The sequence below is a fragment of the Corallibacter vietnamensis genome, from assembly GCF_039537875.1.
Lineage (GTDB): Bacteria > Bacteroidota > Bacteroidia > Flavobacteriales > Flavobacteriaceae > Corallibacter > Corallibacter vietnamensis.
In genome coordinates this window covers 1,533,766-1,550,854 of the sequence record NZ_BAABBI010000001.1, presented here as the reverse complement: position 1 = coordinate 1,550,854, position 17,089 = coordinate 1,533,766, and the positions used below count along the sequence as shown (strand labels likewise).

Annotated in this window: 13 protein-coding genes; 12 read left to right on the top strand and 1 reads right to left on the bottom strand. The window is 33.0% G+C overall.

What is annotated here, in order from left to right; translation table 11 throughout:
* The first annotated feature begins 16 nt into the window (after positions 1 to 16).
* From ABD690_RS07040 to ABD690_RS06985, 12 genes are all read left to right on the top strand, one after another.
* Positions 17 to 814, top strand: coding sequence for a TrmH family RNA methyltransferase (locus ABD690_RS07040; RefSeq protein ID WP_344728728.1), 798 nt, complete (start codon positions 17 to 19; stop codon positions 812 to 814).
* The gene (locus ABD690_RS07035) at positions 811 to 2,043 is read left to right on the top strand and encodes a M48 family metallopeptidase (RefSeq protein ID WP_344728726.1); all 1,233 of its coding nucleotides are present in this window, start codon (positions 811 to 813) and stop codon (positions 2,041 to 2,043) included. The genes ABD690_RS07040 and ABD690_RS07035 overlap by 4 nt, the downstream gene beginning before the upstream one ends.
* A 179-nt stretch (positions 2,044 to 2,222) precedes the next feature.
* The gene (locus tag ABD690_RS07030; RefSeq protein WP_344728724.1) at positions 2,223 to 4,436 is read left to right on the top strand and encodes a RelA/SpoT family protein; all 2,214 of its coding nucleotides are present in this window, start codon (positions 2,223 to 2,225) and stop codon (positions 4,434 to 4,436) included.
* A gap of 27 nt (positions 4,437 to 4,463) precedes the next feature.
* Positions 4,464 to 4,916 carry a Fur family transcriptional regulator gene (locus ABD690_RS07025; protein ID WP_344728722.1) on the top strand — a complete coding sequence of 151 codons (453 nt, stop codon included), beginning with the start codon at positions 4,464 to 4,466 and terminating at the stop codon, positions 4,914 to 4,916.
* An 11-nt stretch (positions 4,917 to 4,927) separates the two neighbouring features.
* Positions 4,928 to 6,199 carry an adenylosuccinate synthase gene (locus ABD690_RS07020; protein WP_344728720.1) on the top strand — a complete coding sequence of 424 codons (1,272 nt, stop codon included), beginning with the start codon at positions 4,928 to 4,930 and terminating at the stop codon, positions 6,197 to 6,199.
* 397 nt (positions 6,200 to 6,596) lie between these two features.
* Entirely contained in the window at positions 6,597 to 8,414 is a 1,818-nt protein-coding gene (locus ABD690_RS07015) for an OstA-like protein (RefSeq protein ID WP_344728718.1), read from the top strand.
* A gap of 5 nt (positions 8,415 to 8,419) precedes the next feature.
* Positions 8,420 to 9,595 (top strand): aspartate aminotransferase family protein, encoded by a 1,176-nt coding sequence (locus ABD690_RS07010; RefSeq protein WP_344728716.1) that lies wholly within the window; start codon positions 8,420 to 8,422, stop codon positions 9,593 to 9,595.
* A 152-nt stretch (positions 9,596 to 9,747) separates the two neighbouring features.
* Positions 9,748 to 11,133, top strand: coding sequence for a tetratricopeptide repeat protein (locus ABD690_RS07005; RefSeq protein WP_344728714.1), 1,386 nt, complete (start codon positions 9,748 to 9,750; stop codon positions 11,131 to 11,133).
* Between the two features lie 56 nt (positions 11,134 to 11,189).
* Positions 11,190 to 12,203: a DUF368 domain-containing protein gene (locus tag ABD690_RS07000; RefSeq protein WP_344728711.1), complete on the top strand. Its 1,014-nt coding sequence runs from the start codon at positions 11,190 to 11,192 to the stop codon at positions 12,201 to 12,203.
* Positions 12,203 to 13,222, top strand: coding sequence for a DUF368 domain-containing protein (locus ABD690_RS06995; RefSeq protein WP_344728709.1), 1,020 nt, complete (start codon positions 12,203 to 12,205; stop codon positions 13,220 to 13,222). The genes ABD690_RS07000 and ABD690_RS06995 overlap by 1 nt, the downstream gene beginning before the upstream one ends.
* The gene (locus ABD690_RS06990; RefSeq protein WP_344728707.1) at positions 13,215 to 13,955 is read left to right on the top strand and encodes a shikimate dehydrogenase family protein; all 741 of its coding nucleotides are present in this window, start codon (positions 13,215 to 13,217) and stop codon (positions 13,953 to 13,955) included. The genes ABD690_RS06995 and ABD690_RS06990 overlap by 8 nt, the downstream gene beginning before the upstream one ends.
* 107 nt (positions 13,956 to 14,062) lie before the next feature.
* Positions 14,063 to 15,958, top strand: coding sequence for a DUF349 domain-containing protein (locus tag ABD690_RS06985; protein ID WP_344728704.1), 1,896 nt, complete (start codon positions 14,063 to 14,065; stop codon positions 15,956 to 15,958).
* Positions 15,959 to 16,193: 235 nt separating this feature from the next.
* Here the strand turns inward: ABD690_RS06985 and mazG are convergent, their stop codons facing one another.
* A complete protein-coding gene (mazG, locus tag ABD690_RS06980) occupies positions 16,194 to 16,973 on the bottom strand; it encodes a nucleoside triphosphate pyrophosphohydrolase (protein WP_344728702.1) in 780 nt (259 codons plus the stop codon).
* Positions 16,974 to 17,089: the final 116 nt, after the last annotated feature.

The following is a 17,089-nucleotide window of genomic DNA, read 5'->3' as shown; positions in this document are numbered from 1 at the left end:
ACTTTTGCTATTCATTATGACAAAGCAAATTACAAGCGTTCAAAACGCTTTTATAAAAGACCTATTCCAACTCAAGGAAAAATCTCGAGCTCGTAAAAAAACGGGAAATTTTTTAATTGAAGGTAAACGCGAATTATCATTAGCTATAAAAGGAGACTATACTATTGAAACGGTTTTATTTTATTCAGAGTTAATTTCTGAATCAGAACTAAAAAGTCTAATAGATACACCATACAATATCATAGAAATATCTAAAGAGGTCTATCAAAAGCTAGCACATAGAGACACTACCGAAGGCGTTCTTGCTGTTGCAAAATCAAAACAACACAGCCTTAACGATATTCAGTTAAGCTCTACAAACCCACTAATTTTAGTTGCTGAAGCTCCTGAAAAGCCAGGCAATATAGGTGCTATTTTACGTACTGCCGATGCTGCTAATGTTGACGCTGTTATAATTGCTAATCCTAAAACCGATTTGTACAACCCCAATATTATTCGTTCTAGCGTGGGTTGTGTGTTTACAAAACCTATTGCCACAGGAACCACAACACAAATTATAACCTACCTAAAAGCTAACAGCATACATATTTACTGTGCAGCTTTACAGGCTTCGGTAAACTACCACACACAAGACTACACAAAGCCTACAGCCATTGTTGTTGGCACTGAAGCTACAGGCTTAAGTGATGAATGGCTTACAGCTTCTACCCAAAATATCATTATCCCTATGCAAGGCGAAATAGACTCTATGAATGTCTCTGTTGCTGCAGGAATACTTATTTTTGAAACAAAACGACAACGCAATTTTAAATGACAGCTACTACGCTTTTCTACATCATCATAGCCATTATTATTATCAACTTTATTGTTGACAAAGTTTTAGATGCCCTCAACGCAAAACATTTTAATGATACAATTCCTGAAACCTTAAAAGATGTTTATGACGAAGCTGATTATAAAAAATCACAAGCTTACAAAACAACAAATTATAAGTTTGGTGTTATTACAAGCTCCTTTTCGCTTCTGCTTACATTGGTTTTTTTAGTGTTTGACGGTTTTGAATACATTGACAATATAGCAAGAGAATTTAGTGACAACGCGATAGTTATAGCGTTAGTTTTCTTTGGCATTATTATGATAGGCAGTGACATCATCACAACGCCATTTTCTTACTATAAAACCTTTGTAATAGAAGAACGATTTGGATTTAATAAAACTACCAAACAAATATTCTTCTTAGATAAGATAAAAAGCTGGGTAATGATGGCTATAGTTGGTGGTGGCATTTTAGCCTTAATCATCTGGTTTTATCAAGCTACAAAAACAAACTTTTGGCTTTATACTTGGGCTTTAATAACTGCTTTTACAGTGTTTATGAATATGTTTTACTCTAAATTAATAGTACCTATATTCAACAAACAAACACCTCTTGAACCTGGTACATTACGTGATAAAATATCAGCTTACGCAAATACCGTTGGTTTTAAACTAGATAAAATATTTGTAATTGATGGTTCTAAACGTAGTACAAAAGCCAATGCTTATTTCTCTGGGTTTGGCAGCGAAAAACGTGTTACACTTTATGACACCTTAATCAATGATTTAAATGATGAAGAAATTGTGGCTGTATTAGCGCATGAAGTTGGACATTACAAAAAGAAACACATTATTTTTAACCTTGTTGCATCGGTTATCTTAACAGGTATTACACTATACATCCTTTCTATATTTATTTCAAACCCTATATTATCACAAGCCATTGGTGTAAAAACACCAAGCTTTCATATTGGCTTAATAGCTTTTGGAATGCTGTATGCGCCTATTTCTGAAATCACAGGTTTAATTATGAACTGGTTCTCAAGAAAATTTGAATACCAAGCTGATGATTATGCAAAGCACACTTACAAAGCTCAACCGCTAATTTCTGCCTTAAAAAAACTATCTAAAAACAGCTTAAGCAACCTTACACCGCATCCTGCTTATGTTTTTATGCACTATTCGCATCCTTCATTATTAAAGCGAGTTCAAAACTTAAAGAAGTAAGCTATTTGAAAAAAATGGTCAAATACAATTCAAAGAAAAATACTTCGTAAAAAAACAAGTAATTTATGAAAGCTTAATACATACTTCTCTGATAAATGCGGAACGTATTTTCTACAAAAGTCCTATAAAAACCAAAACAAACTATTGCTCATTAAGTTTCTTTATCTTATTTTAGTTATATGACAGAAATTGATATAGAAAAAGAGAACGCTGCCATTGCCAAAGCCTACAAAGAGCTCCTTAGAGTAAGTTATAGAACGCTTTCTGATGACGACAAAAAACTAATAAGAAAAGCCTTTGAAGTCGCTTTAGATGCACACAGCGAACAACGAAGAAAATCTGGAGAAGCATACATTTTCCATCCTATTGCTGTGGCTAAAATTGTAGCTCAAGAAATTGGACTTGACGCAACATCTATTGCCGCTGCATTACTACACGATGTTGTTGAAGACAACGAAAACTATGCTATTTCTGACATTGAACAACTTTTTGGTGAAACTGTAGCGCGTATTGTTGATGGACTTACAAAAATTTCCTCTCTAAACAAATCTACCGATATTTCTCTACAAGCAGAAAATTTTAGAAAAATGCTACTTACACTCAATGATGATGTAAGAGTTATAATCATAAAAATTGCTGACAGGTTGCACAACATGCAAACTATGGACTCTATGCGTGCTGACAAACAAGTAAAAATCGCATCTGAAACCCTTTACATTTATGCACCATTAGCTCATAGAATAGGTTTATACAATATAAAAACCGAACTAGAAGATTTAGGCCTAAAATACACAGAACCTGAAGTATACAATGACATCCTAACAAAAATTAAAGAAAGTAAAGAAGAACAAGATGCTTATATAAAAGAGTTTAGTGATGTTATCAGAACCTCTCTAGATAAAGAGAGGCTGAATTACGAAATCAAAGGACGCCCTAAATCTATATTTTCTATACGCAGAAAAATGCTTAATCAAGGTGTCACCTTTGATGAAGTATATGACAAGTTTGCGGTAAGAATTATTTACAACAGTGATCTTGATAATGAAAAGTTCCTTGCTTGGAAAATTTACTCTATTGTTACAGATCATTTTAGACCAAACCCAACAAGGCTTCGTGATTGGATATCCTCTCCAAAGTCAACAGGCTACGAGGCTCTTCATATTACCGTTGTAGGCCCTAAAGGACGCTGGGTAGAAGTACAAATTCGTAGTGAACGTATGAATGAAATTGCTGAAAAAGGCTATGCAGCACACTACAAATACAAAGAAGGCAATGACAATGACGACAGTTTAGACTCCTGGATATCAAAACTTCAAGAAGCTTTAGAAAGCCCTGAAACTAATGCTGTAGACTTTGTAGAGCAGTTCAAACTAAATCTTTACTCTAAAGAAATTTTTGTTTTCACCCCAAAAGGCGATTTAAAATCATTACCTAAAGGCGCAACACCTCTTGATTTTGCTTTTAGTATCCACACAGAAGTAGGCATGAAAACTCGTGGCGTTAAAGTAAACGGTAAACTAGTCCCTTTAAGCCATACTCTAAAAAGCGGTGACCGTGTTGATGTGTTAACCTCTGAAAGTGCAAAACCTAACCCTAACTGGCTAGATTATGCCACAACAGCTCGTGCTAGAAGCAAAATTAAATCAGCTCTTAAAGAAGATAAAAAAGAAATTGCTGAAGACGGAAAAGAAATTTTACGCCGTAAACTAAAACAGCTCAAAATAAATTTAGATGAAAAATCTATTAACCAACTCGTTAATCATTTTAAACTAAAAACCAGTCTAGACTTATTTTATCGTGTTGGTGTTGGCACAATAGACAATGCCATGCTTAAAGACTTTGCCTCATCCAGAAGCAATGCCTTTATGAGCTACTTAAAAAACAAAATCTCTAGAAAACCTTCCATTCCAAAAGAAGAACTAGAAAAAGATGAAATAACATCAAAATATGATCAATTAGTTTTTGGTAAAGAAGAAGAAAAATTAGATTACAAATTTGCAAATTGCTGTAATCCAATTCCAGGAGATCCTGTATTCGGTTTCCTTACCATAAACGATGGCCTAAAAGTGCATAAAAAAAACTGCCCTAATGCTGTAAGTTTACAATCAAACTATGCATACAGAATCATGACTGCAAAATGGATTGATTCTTCGCAACAAGAATTTGCAACACAAATAAAACTCTCTGGTATAGATAATTTAGGACTCGTAAACAACATTACACAAGTCATATCATCAAACATGCATGTCAATATGAAAAGCATCAGTTTTGAAAGTGATGATGGCGTTTTCTCTGGTAAAATTAACGTAGTTGTACAAAACAATACCATGTTAAAAAAACTTATGGATAATCTAAAAAAAATTAATGGTATAGATAAAGTATACAGAGTTTAAAAATAAGTGTAAATTTGCATTGAAATTATGAGTGTAAAAACAGATATAAAAAACCAGGAAATTGTTAAAAATGTCTTTACAGCCTACCTAGAGGAAAATGGACATAGAAAAACACCGGAACGCTACGCTATTCTTCAAGAAATTTATGATAGTGAGGAGCATTTTGATATAGAATCATTATACCTCAACATGAAAAACAAAAAGTATCGCGTTAGTAGAGCCACACTTTACAATACTATAGAACTACTTTTAGAGTGCGGATTAGTTAGGAAGCATCAGTTTGGTCAAAACCAAGCTCATTATGAGAAATCTTACTTTGACAAACAACACGACCATGTAATTCTAACTGATACTGGTGAAGTGATAGAATTTTGCGACCCTCGCATACAATCTATCAAAAAAACAATTGAAGAAGTTTTTGATATTGAAATCACAAACCACTCACTTTACTTTTACGGCAACAAAAAAACAACTAAATAACATATTTTATAATGGCAGTAGATTTACTACTAGGATTACAATGGGGAGACGAAGGCAAAGGAAAAATTGTTGATGTTCTTACCTCCAAATACAACATTATTGCTAGATTTCAAGGTGGGCCTAACGCTGGTCACACACTAGTATTTAATGGTAAAAAACACGTTTTACATACCATTCCTTCAGGAATTTTTCATGACGACGCAGTCAATTTAGTAGGAAATGGTGTTGTTATAGATCCTGTCATTTTCAAAAAAGAACTAGACAACCTAGAAGCACAAGGCGTTGATTACAAAAAAAACCTTTTTATCTCTAGAAAAGCGCACATCATACTACCTACACACCGCTTACTAGACGCTGCTAGTGAGGCTTCAAAAGGAAAAGCAAAAATAGGTTCAACTCTAAAAGGTATCGGACCAACTTACATGGATAAAACCGGAAGAAACGGTATTCGTGTAGGTGATTTAGAATTGGCTGACTGGAAAGAAAAATACCGCGCTCTTGCAGACAAACATGAATCCATGATTGCGTTCTATGATGTAGATGTACAGTATGATTTAGCCGAGTTAGAGAAAGAATTCTTTGAAGCTGTTAAAGTCTTAAAATCATTAAAACTTATAGACTCTGAAGCATATATCTTTCAAGCTCAAAAAGACAAAAAAACCATTTTGGCTGAAGGCGCTCAGGGCTCATTATTAGACATAGACTTCGGTACATATCCATTTGTAACATCAAGCAATACAACAGCAGCCGGAGCATGCACAGGTTTAGGTATTGCTCCAAACAGAATTGGTGATGTTTTTGGTATTTTCAAAGCATACACAACACGTGTTGGTTCTGGGCCGTTCCCAACAGAACTATTTGATGAAGACGGTGCTACTATGGCAAAAGTTGGTCACGAATTTGGAGCAACAACAGGACGTCCACGTCGTTGTGGTTGGTTAGATTTAGTAGCTTTAAAGTATGCTTGCCAAGTAAATGGTGTTACACAATTAATGATGATGAAAGCTGATGTACTTTCTGGTTTCGAAACCCTAAAAGTATGTACAGCCTATAAATACAAAGGTGAAACTATCACACATTTACCATACAACATCGAGCCTGAAAATGTAGAACCAATTTACACTGATTTTAAAGGCTGGTCAGAAGATCTTACAGAAATGTCTGATGCTTCAAAAATGCCTAAAGAATTAAATGATTATATCGCATTTTTAGAAAAAGAACTTGAAACTCCTATCACCATAGTGTCTGTTGGCCCTGATAGAAAACAAACTATTTTTAGGTAGTTCTACTATTATAGCATCCCAACAACGATTGGGATCACATAATTACAATATAACACAAACCCTGTCATGAAAATATTATGACAGGGTTTGTCTATATAAGCCCTAAATACAACATCTCACAACCCTAATCTTGTTCACTTAAATAAACTTTAAAACAAAATCATATAATACATTATTTGATTTATATCCAACAAAAATTTACATGAAACTCCTAGAAAATCAATTGTATTTCTCTAAAACTTAAACAGCTCCTTAACAACAATCGCATAAGCTTTTCTATTAAAAAAATCATAATCCATAATCAAAGATTATTATAATCATTATTTTTGCTGAAAATCAACATCTATTGAAACAGTTACGCATATACAGTATTCTTTGTTTAATATGGTTCACAACCATGACTAATGCGCAAGAACAAAAACGCATTGAGGTAAAATATTCAGGATTTTTAGAGTTTAATGATGCTAAAAACCCAGGAATAAAAACCATGACAAGAGATGATTCTGGTCAAATTCACGTGGTGCATGAAGGCGTAGACATGTGGTGCGATCAAGCCCTACTCTACACAAACGAAGACTTTATTGAAGCATACGGTAATGTAAGTATGAAACAAGGAGATACCATAAACATGACCGCAAAGTATGCTGAATATAGCGGAAAAACACAATTAGCATTTGCAAGTGGTGATGTTGTTTTAACAGAACCCAACTCCACTTTAACCACAGACACACTCTACTTTGACCGTGTCAAGCAACAATCTTTTTACAAAAGTGGTGGTCGTGTAGTTAGAGATTCTTCTGGAACGATAACAAGTACCATAGGACGTTACTACATGGATGCTAAAAAATACCAATTCGTAAATGATGTTGTACTTGTGCACCCAGATTATAGAATAAATACAAACCAATTAGATTTTTATTCAGAAAGCGGTTATGCATATTTATATGGCCCTTCTACAATCACCACAGACGAGAGCACAACCTACTGCGAGCGAGGTTTTTATGATACCGAAAACAAAATAGGTTATGGCATCAAGAAAACACGCATAGATTATGACAACCGCATCTTTGAAGGAGATAGCATGTACTTTGACAATAACCGAAGTTTTGCTTCGGCCACAAACAATATTAAAGTAACAGACACAGCTAATAATAGTGTCATAAAAGGACATTATGCTGAAGTTTATAAAGAACGAGATTCTGTTTTTATTACAAAACGTGCCTTAGCAATTACCGTACAAGAAAAGGACTCCATCTATATGCATGCTGATACACTTATGGTTACAGGAAAACCTGAACACCGTATCACAAGAGCTTTTAGAAATGTAAAAATGTATAAATCTGACATGAGTGGCAAAGCAGATTCTGTGCATGTAGATCACTTAAACGGTTTAACACAAATGATTAATCTAGCTCGATTATCATCCAATGACCCTTTTGCTCAAAAAAGAACACCGGTATTATGGAATTTACAAAACCAAATGACTGGAGACACTATTCACATAAAATCTAATCCTGAAACAGAAAAAATTGATTCCCTTTTTGTTTTTGAAAATGCATTTATAGTTAGTAGAGATACCATTAGTGAAGATGGCTACAATCAAGTAAAAGGTCAAAGTCTTACAGGCTTGTTTGATGACCAAAATAATTTAAACCAGGTTGATATCATCAAAAATGCCGAATCTATTTTTTATGCTCGTAATGATGAGCAAGAACTATTTGGTATAGACAAAGCAAAATCAGGAAGTATTACGATATTTTTTGAAGAAGGAGAAATAGATCAATATAACAGATATAAAGAAGCCGAAGCAAAAACATATCCAGAATCTGAACTTCCTAAAAACGCTAGAAAGCTACGTGGCTTTGTTTGGCGAGAAGAAGAACGACCTAAAAGTATAGAAGACTTATTTAGCGATGACCCACCTCTAAACCTTCCTACCATAAAAGGGCTAGACGACTATGTTCCTCAAGAAGAATTCTTTGACAAGGCTATGATAGAGCGTATTGATCAAGCTGAAAAAGATGAAGACGAAAAGGAAGACAAAAAACAGCAACAGGGCTTAAAAGAAAAGAAAAAGAAAAAGAAAGCTTATAAAGTTTCTAGAAACCTCCCTAAAGAGATTCAAAAACAACGCGTTCAAGAAGATTCTTTAAAAAATTCTGGTGTATTAGTAAATCCTCCAAAACAAGCTCCTAAAAAACAAGGAGACAATTAATTACAATGACATCAGATTTTTTCTCATACCAAGCGCAAACATCAGAGAATCCTCTTGCTATGGAAGTCTCTCACGCAAACGGATCTTATATTTACGACAGTAAAAACAAAGCTTATTTAGATTTTGTTGCTGGTGTATCTGCATGCACATTAGGCCATAAACACCCTAAAGTTGTTTCGGCTATAAAAGAGCAACTAGACCGCTATTTACATGTCATGGTATATGGTGAATACATACAAGAACCTGCTGTAAACCTAGCCAAGTTATTAGCTAAACACCTACCAGAATCATTAAATAAAACCTACTTAACAAACTCTGGCACAGAAGCTATAGAAGGCGCTTTAAAGCTTGCAAAAAGAGCTACAGGTCGCTCTCAAATCATTGCCGCAAAGCATGCTTATCATGGCAATACTATGGGTTCTATGAGTATTATGGGCTTTGAAGAACGAAAACAAGCTTTTAGACCTCTTTTGCCTGATGTCTCTTTTATTACTTTCAATGATAATAGTGATTTAAAAAACATCACCACAAAAACAGCTTGTGTTATTTTAGAAACCATACAAGGTGGAGCAGGTTTTATAGAACCAAAAAACAACTACCTAGAAAATGTTAGAAAACGTTGTGACCAAGTTGGTGCGCTATTAATTTTAGATGAAATCCAACCAGGCGTAGGAAGAACAGGCAAGCTTTTTGGTTTTGAAAACTACAACTGCATACCAGATATTTTAGTTTCAGGTAAAGGACTTGGAGGCGGTATGCCTATTGGTGCGTTTACAGCCTCTACAAAACTTATGGACTTACTACAAGACAACCCAAAGTTTGGTCATATAACAACCTTTGGCGGACATCCTGTTATTGCTGCTGCGGCTTATGCTACGCTAAAAGAAGTTGTTGAAAGTGATTTAATGCAACAAGCTATTGAGAAAGAAGCTTTAGTACGAAAACACCTTAAACATCCATTGATTACAGAAATACGAGGAAAAGGATTAATGCTTGCTGCTTTAACACCTTCAGCTGATATAACTAACAACGTGGTATTAAAAGCTCAAGACAACGGATTGATTCTTTTTTGGCTTCTTTTTGAACCTAAAGCCATACGAATAACGCCACCGCTAACCATTTCAAACGAAGAACTTATAGAAGGTTGCAAAATCATTACCGATATATTAGACACGCTTTAAGCTATTTTTAAACCAGAAACCACTGAAAATCAACAAACAACACCCTGACACATCAAACCTGTTGATTACTTTGTTAAAAACATTTGCCGTAATCGCTGTTTTTAACTCATTTAGAACACTAAATTTAATACGTAAACCATACAAATGTGCTTATGGAGTTTAGTCCTAACGACAACAACAACTTACCACTTACTAAATTTGAGTCAATGCTAAAAACAAATAATATTTTGTTTTTTGACTCTGAAGAATTTGAGAACATAATTCATCACTACCTTACACAAGGCAAAGTAGCTTTAGCTAAAAAAGCCATTAAATTAGGATTAGAACAACATCCTACATCAACTAATTTAAAATTGTTTCAAGTAGAAGTTCTTGTGTTTGAAAACAAATTAAATCAAGCTGATAAAATACTTAACAGCTTGCATGATTTAGAACCTCAAAACGAAGAAATATACATTCAGAAGGCTAATATTCTATCTAAAAAAGATGACCATGAAAAGGCTATAAACGTCTTAAAAAAATCATTAGAACTTACTGAAGATGTGTCTGATATTTATTCTCTAATTGGTATGGAATACTTGTTTCTAGATAAGTTTGAAGATGCTAAATCATATTTCATGAAGTGTTTAGAAGCTGATTTAGAAGACTATTCAGCACTTTACAACATGATGTATTGCTTTGATTTTCTAGAACAAACCGAAGAAGCCATAGAATACCTAAATACATACCTTAACAACAACCCATATTGTGAAGTTGCTTGGCACCAATTAGGAAAACAATATTACGACTTACAAGATTATAAAAAAGCACTAGCAGCTTTTGATTTTGCAATTATTTCTGATGACACGTTTATTGGTGCTTATATAGAAAAGGGAAAAGTATTAGAAAAGCTAAAAAAATATCAAGAAGCAATTGAAAATTATTCTATCACTCTAAAACTTGATGACCCAACATCTTTTGCTCTTTTGCGTATTGGCTCATGTTATGAGAAATTAGGAAATCAAGAATTAGCCGTTCAATATTACTACAAAACAGTACACGAAGACCCTTTATTAGATAAAGGTTGGATCGCCATAACAAAATTCTATACCAAACAGCGTAATTTTCAAAAATCACTTTACTACATTAATAAAGCGATTAATATAGATGCTGAAAATGTGACTTACTGGAAATTATATGCTAAAATAAACCAGCGTTTAAATTTTCTAGAAGAAGCTGAACGAGGCTTTAAAAAAGCATTAGAACTTGGCAACTATGAGATTGACACTTGGCTAACCAGAGGTGATATTTTATTACAGTTAGGTGAAACCGAAGCCGCAGTATATAATTTTTTACAAGCTTCTGAATTTTATCCTGAAAATGCAGAAATAGAATACCGATTGGCTGGATTATACTATACGCTAAACGAAACAGAAAAAGGCTCATTTCATTTAAAAAACGGCCTACATTTTAACCCTGAATATGCTTTTATCCTAAAAGAACTTTTCCCAAAAGTTTATAACAAACAGCAAGTTAAATCCTTATTAAAAACAGATTAATAAGTCTAATCGTCTAACTAAAAATACATACCTTTGATTTTCTTAAAAATCAAACTATGCAACGACGCTTTTTAGACTATACAATCATCACACTAAAAGGTTTAGCTATGGGTGCTGCCGATGCCGTTCCTGGAGTTTCTGGTGGTACTATTGCTTTTATATCTGGTATTTATGAAGAGCTCATTGCGACTATAAGTAATATAAACTTATCTCTTTTTAAAACCTTAAAACAAAAAGGTTTTAGTGCTTTTTGGAAAGCAGCAAATGGCAATTTTATCACTGCGCTTTTAATAGGTATCGTTATAAGTTTTGTGTCGTTTATGCGACTAGCTAAATACTTAATAGAATATCATCCTGTTTTAATCTGGTCATTCTTTTTTGGACTAATTGTAGCCAGTATTTATTTTGTTGGAAAACAAATACAAAAATGGAATTTAACCACTTTTTTAGGTGTTATTTCTGGAGCTGTTTTAGCTTATTACATTACAACCATTCCTGCTTCTCCTGTAAATCACAGCCCTTATTTTTTATTTTTTGCTGGAGCTGTTGCTATTTGCGCCATGATTTTACCTGGTATTTCAGGGTCGTTTATCTTGCTTATTCTTGGAGCTTATAAAACGTTGAGCAATGCCTTTCATGACTTTGATTTAAAAAAAATATTCATATTTGCTTTAGGTGCTCTTGTAGGTTTGTTAAGCTTTAGCCATATTTTAAAATGGTTATTTAAAAAGTATCACAACCTGACATTAGCGTTACTTACAGGGTTTATTATTGGCTCACTAAACAAAGTTTGGCCTTGGAAAAAAACCATATCAGTTATGGTTGAAGAAACAGGAGAAATAGTTTCATTTTCTAAAGTTTCAGAATTTGCAACACTATCTGTACAACAAATACAAAGTAATGATTTTGAAACCTATAAAACTATTTTAGAAAAAAGCATTTCGCCAATTCACTATTCTGAATTAAATAAATACGCTGCTCAAGATCAATTAGTACCAGCTATAATATTAATGATTACCGGATTTTTAACTATTTTTATATTAGAACGCCTAGGTAAAAGAAACCAATAATGCAAAGTACTAGAACACTAACAGACAAAATCTTTTTAGTATTAAAAGGATTAGGAATGGGTGCTGCCAATAAAGTTCCTGGTGTATCCGGTGGTGTTGTAGCATTTGTTGCTGGCTTTTATGAAGAATTTATCTACTCGCTTCAAAAAGTAAATGGTAAAGCCTTTAAGCTACTTATAAACGGAAGATTTAAAAGCTTTTTCAGATATATTAATGGAAGATTTTTAAGCCTGTTATTTTTTGGAATGCTTATAAGTTATTTCAGCGTTTCAAAAATATTAGATTATTTAATTATTCATTACGAGCTCTATGTTTGGAGTGTGTTTTTTGGAATGATTATAGGCTCTATTTATTACATAAGCAAAGATTTTAAAAGCTGGAATTACAAAACAGGCTTATCTTTAATTATTGGTATTTCTATAGGATTAAGCATAAGTTTTTTAGACCCAGCAAAAGAAAACGATAATCTTTGGTTTGTTTTTTTCTGTGGTATAATAAGTGTTTCGGGGATGACATTACCTGGTTTTTCAGGGTCTTTCATACTTATTTTATTAGGAAATTACGTACTACTACTCGTAGACTCCGTAAATGCTTTGTATGATACATTTGCCAATATTTTAAGTTGGGATTTCAGCTTCACAAAAGATCCTGAACGCATAAGAATGCTAAAAGTTCTGGCCGTATTTACATTAGGTTCTATTGCCGGATTAGTAACCTTTTCTCATTTATTAAATTACATTTTAAAACATTATAAAAACATAACAACGGCTTCAATTATTGGGTTTATTATTGGCTCACTTGGTGTTGTTTGGCCGTGGAAAAAAACTATTTATAAATCATCTAATTCTGGAACAATAATTCTAGACTCTTCTGGAAAAAAAATTATTGAAAATTACCAACGTTTCATTCCAGATTTACATACCGAAACTTACTATGCTATTGGTTATATTCTTTTAGGAATAATTATTGTTTTAGCATTAGAAATTTACGGACAAAAAACACGAAAAGTTCATGACTGATTTTGGATTATTAGGAAAAAACATATCGTATTCCTTTTCTGAAAGCTATTTTAAAATAAAATTTGAAGACGAAAACATTAAAGACACCTCTTATAAAAATTTTGATATAAAATCGATTGCAGAATTTCCTTCTATATTAAAAAACAACGCTAATTTAAAAGGGCTTAATGTTACCATCCCTTATAAAGAAGCCGTTATTCCATTTTTGGATAAAATAGATAAAAAAGCTGAAAAAATAGGCGCTGTAAACACCATCAAAATCACTAAAAAAGGAAAAATAAAAGGCTATAACACAGATTTTTATGGGTTTAAAAAATCATTAAAACCATTTTTAAAATCGCATCACAAACGCGCTTTAATATTAGGCACAGGTGGCGCCAGTAAAGCTGTTGCTTTTAGCTTAAAAAGACTTGATATTCCTTACACCTTTGTATCTCGAGAAGCCTCTAAAAAGAAAGCGCCTCTAACCTACAATAGCCTTACTGAAGATATTTTAAGTACACATGAGATAATAATAAATTGTACACCATTAGGAACCTTTCCAGATATAGATCATTGTCCTAACATACCCTATAAGGCAATCACAGAAAAACACATCCTTTTTGATTTAATTTACAACCCTGAAGAAACCTTATTTCTAAAAAAAGGAAAACAGCAAAAGGCCACCATAATAAACGGTTACGAAATGCTAAAACTACAAGCCGAAAAATCTTGGAAAATCTGGAATTCTTAAACACGTATTTTTAAAATCTATTAAAAAACTAGGAACCTTTTGTAAATATTTAACTTGTTAGTATCTTTAACGCTAAAGCGAATTTAAGAACCTTAAACTTTTTTAAGATGTCAGAGCAAGATAACCTGCAAGAAGCAGATGGAAACAAAGAGCAAGAAACTGTAAATGATACAGCACAAACGCCACAATCTGAAGCACCTCAAGATGATGATGCTGTTATAAATGAAATAGACGAATCTAACGCTGAAGATGCAGAAGATGAAGGTTCTAAAGACCGTCATACTATTGAAGAAAAAGAGTATGAAAAAATGTCTATGGAAGACCTTGTTGATGAACTTGATAAGCTTGTAAAAAACGAAAAGGTTCAAGCTATAAAAACTCATGTTGAAAACATACGCACAGAATTCAAATCAAAATTCAATGCCTTTCTTGATGAGAAAAAAGAAGAGTTTTTAAATGAAGGAGGCAACGAAATTGATTTTTACTTCTCAAGCCCGTTACAAAAACGCTTTAAAGACACATACAAAGACTATAGAAACAAGCTTAATACCCATTACAACAACATACAATCCAGTCTAAAAAACAACCTTTCTGAACGTCTTGAGATTATTGAAGAAATAAAAGGATTGATTAACGTAGAAGAAAACATTAACACAACCTACAAACATTTCAAAGAGCTACAAGACCGCTGGAAAAATGCTGGACCAATCCCTAGAGATAAATACAATAATGCCTGGAACAGCTATCATCATCATGTTGAGATTTTTTACGACTTTTTACATTTAAATAGGGACCTACGCGATTTAGATTTTAAACACAATCTGGAGCAAAAGCTAAAAATAATAGACCGCGCTGAAGAACTTGCCAAAGACGACAACTTAAATCGTGCTTTTAGAGAGCTTCAAGTTTTACATAAAATGTGGAAAGAAGAACTTGGCCCAGTTGGAAAAGAACATCGTGAAGAAATCTGGAACCGATTTAAAGCGGCAACAAAAACCATACATGACAAGCGCCAATTATATTTTGCTGAACTAGACAAAGTTTATGAAGACAACCTTAAAGTAAAACACGCAATAATTGACAAAATTAATGCCATTGCTGAAAAAGGCGCAAACTCACACAAAGAGTGGCAAGCAGCTATAAAAGATGTTGAAGCTTTAAGAAACGAATTCTTTAACGCCGGTAAAGTTCCTATCAAAGTAAATGAGGCTACATGGGCAAAATTTAAAGATGTTGTAAGAAATTTTAATAGAAAGAAAAACGCATTTTATAAAGACCTAAAGAAAGATCAATACGATAACCTGCAAAAAAAGCTAGATTTAATAAAAATTGCTGAAGATAATAAAGACAGTGACGATTTTGAAACAGCAACACCTTTGATGAAAAAAATTCAAAGTGATTGGAAAAAAATAGGTCATGTTCCTAGAAAAAACAGTGATAAAATATGGCTGCAATTCAAAGCAGCATGTAACCATTATTTTGACCGCTTACACGCTGCTAAAAATGCAGCAAACGCTGAAGGAAATGAAGCTTATGCTAAAAAAAGTGAGTTATTAGACACTATAAAATCCATAGAACTTTCTGGTGATAAAGATGCTGATATTACACTTATAAAATCGCATATTGAAACATGGAAAAACCTTGGAAATGTTCCATCTAACAAACGCTATATAGAAGGAAAATTAAATAGCGTATTAGACGAGCTGTTTAGCAAATTGAATTTAAACAAGAATGAAGCAGAGCTTATTAAGTTTGACACAAAACTAGAAATACTAAACAATGCTCAAGACTCAAGACATTTAGATAATGAACGTACTTTTATTCGTAAAAAAATAAATGAGATAAAGTCTGAAATAAATCAACTTGAAAATAATCTTCAGTTTTTCACCAATGTTGATGACAGTAATCCACTAGTTAAAGAAGTACACAATAACATAAATCAGCATAAAGAATCGCTGAAATTATGGAAAACCAAATTGAGTAAAATAAAAGAACTCTATTAAAAAATATTCCTTATTAAATAACCAAATCCTGCTTGTTGATTAATAATCTTCAAACAGGATTTCGGTTCCTAACTAAACTAACTAAACAGTTATTTTTTCCCAACAAAAAATAACTAAATGTATCAATGACACGTAAGGTAATTTTTGATTATGCTATTAATCTACTTATGAATTTGTGTCATTGTTTTATATATACGCGTTAAGTTTACGTTTGGATCTTTTTAGATTAAAAAAATTAAAGTTTTTTTGCTTCTTCCCAAAAAACGTCCATTTCTTCTAGGGTCATGTCTTTTAAAGATTTGTTTAAACTTCTTGCTTTTGACTCTAAATATTGGAACCTTTTTGTGAATTTTTTGTTTGTTCTCTCTAATGCATTCTCTGGGTTTATTTTTAAAAATCTGGCATAGTTTACCATTGAGAATAAAACGTCTCCAAATTCATTTTCCATAGCATCGGTATTACCTTGATCAACTTCATGCTTAAATTCTGCCAACTCCTCTTCTACTTTTTCCCAAACTTGATGTGGTTGCTCCCAGTCAAAACCAACTCCTGCTACCTTATCTTGAATTCTATTAGCCTTTACCAATGCAGGCAAACTCTTTGGCACGCCTTCTAAAACACTTGTTTTCCCTTTTCCTTCTTTTAGTTTTATTTGCTCCCAATTACGTTTTACATCTGCTTCATCAGTTACTTTAACATCACCATAAATATGCGGATGCCTGTGTACTAACTTATCACAGATACTATGGCAAACATCGGCTATATCAAAATCATTAGTTTCACTACCTATTTTAGAATAAAATACGATATGCAGTAGCACATCGCCTAATTCCTTTTTTATTTCTTGTAGATCATTATCTAATATGGCATCGCCAAGCTCATAAGTTTCTTCTATGGTAAGATGTCTTAAGGTTTCCATGGTTTGTTTTTTATCCCATGGACATTGTTCCCTAAGTTCATCCATAATAGTAAGTAAACGGTCAAATGCTTTTAGTTGATTGGCTCTTGAATTCATATAGATGTTTTAAGTTATTTTTTTTTAAATTATCGTGTTGTTTATATAGTAAAAGTACAATTATTATGAAGTTAAGTATTTGCTTTAAATAAAAAAATCCAGCTTTATTGCTGGAT

Bases quoted from the DNA above. Each gene is read 5' to 3' on its own strand.
- ABD690_RS07040 (WP_344728728.1), top strand. From the start codon at position 17: ATGACAAAGCAAATTACAAGCGTTCAAAACGCTTTTATAAAAGACCTA.
- ABD690_RS07035 (WP_344728726.1), top strand. From the start codon at position 811: ATGACAGCTACTACGCTTTTCTACATCATCATAGCCATTATTATTATC.
- ABD690_RS07030 (WP_344728724.1), top strand. From the start codon at position 2,223: ATGACAGAAATTGATATAGAAAAAGAGAACGCTGCCATTGCCAAAGCC.
- ABD690_RS07025 (WP_344728722.1), top strand. From the start codon at position 4,464: ATGAGTGTAAAAACAGATATAAAAAACCAGGAAATTGTTAAAAATGTC.
- ABD690_RS07020 (WP_344728720.1), top strand. From the start codon at position 4,928: ATGGCAGTAGATTTACTACTAGGATTACAATGGGGAGACGAAGGCAAA.
- ABD690_RS07015 (WP_344728718.1), top strand. From the start codon at position 6,597: ATGACTAATGCGCAAGAACAAAAACGCATTGAGGTAAAATATTCAGGA.
- ABD690_RS07010 (WP_344728716.1), top strand. From the start codon at position 8,420: ATGACATCAGATTTTTTCTCATACCAAGCGCAAACATCAGAGAATCCT.
- ABD690_RS07005 (WP_344728714.1), top strand. From the start codon at position 9,748: ATGGAGTTTAGTCCTAACGACAACAACAACTTACCACTTACTAAATTT.
- ABD690_RS07000 (WP_344728711.1), top strand. From the start codon at position 11,190: ATGCAACGACGCTTTTTAGACTATACAATCATCACACTAAAAGGTTTA.
- ABD690_RS06995 (WP_344728709.1), top strand. From the start codon at position 12,203: ATGCAAAGTACTAGAACACTAACAGACAAAATCTTTTTAGTATTAAAA.
- ABD690_RS06990 (WP_344728707.1), top strand. From the start codon at position 13,215: ATGACTGATTTTGGATTATTAGGAAAAAACATATCGTATTCCTTTTCT.
- ABD690_RS06985 (WP_344728704.1), top strand. From the start codon at position 14,063: ATGTCAGAGCAAGATAACCTGCAAGAAGCAGATGGAAACAAAGAGCAA.
- mazG (WP_344728702.1), bottom strand. From the start codon at position 16,973: ATGAATTCAAGAGCCAATCAACTAAAAGCATTTGACCGTTTACTTACT.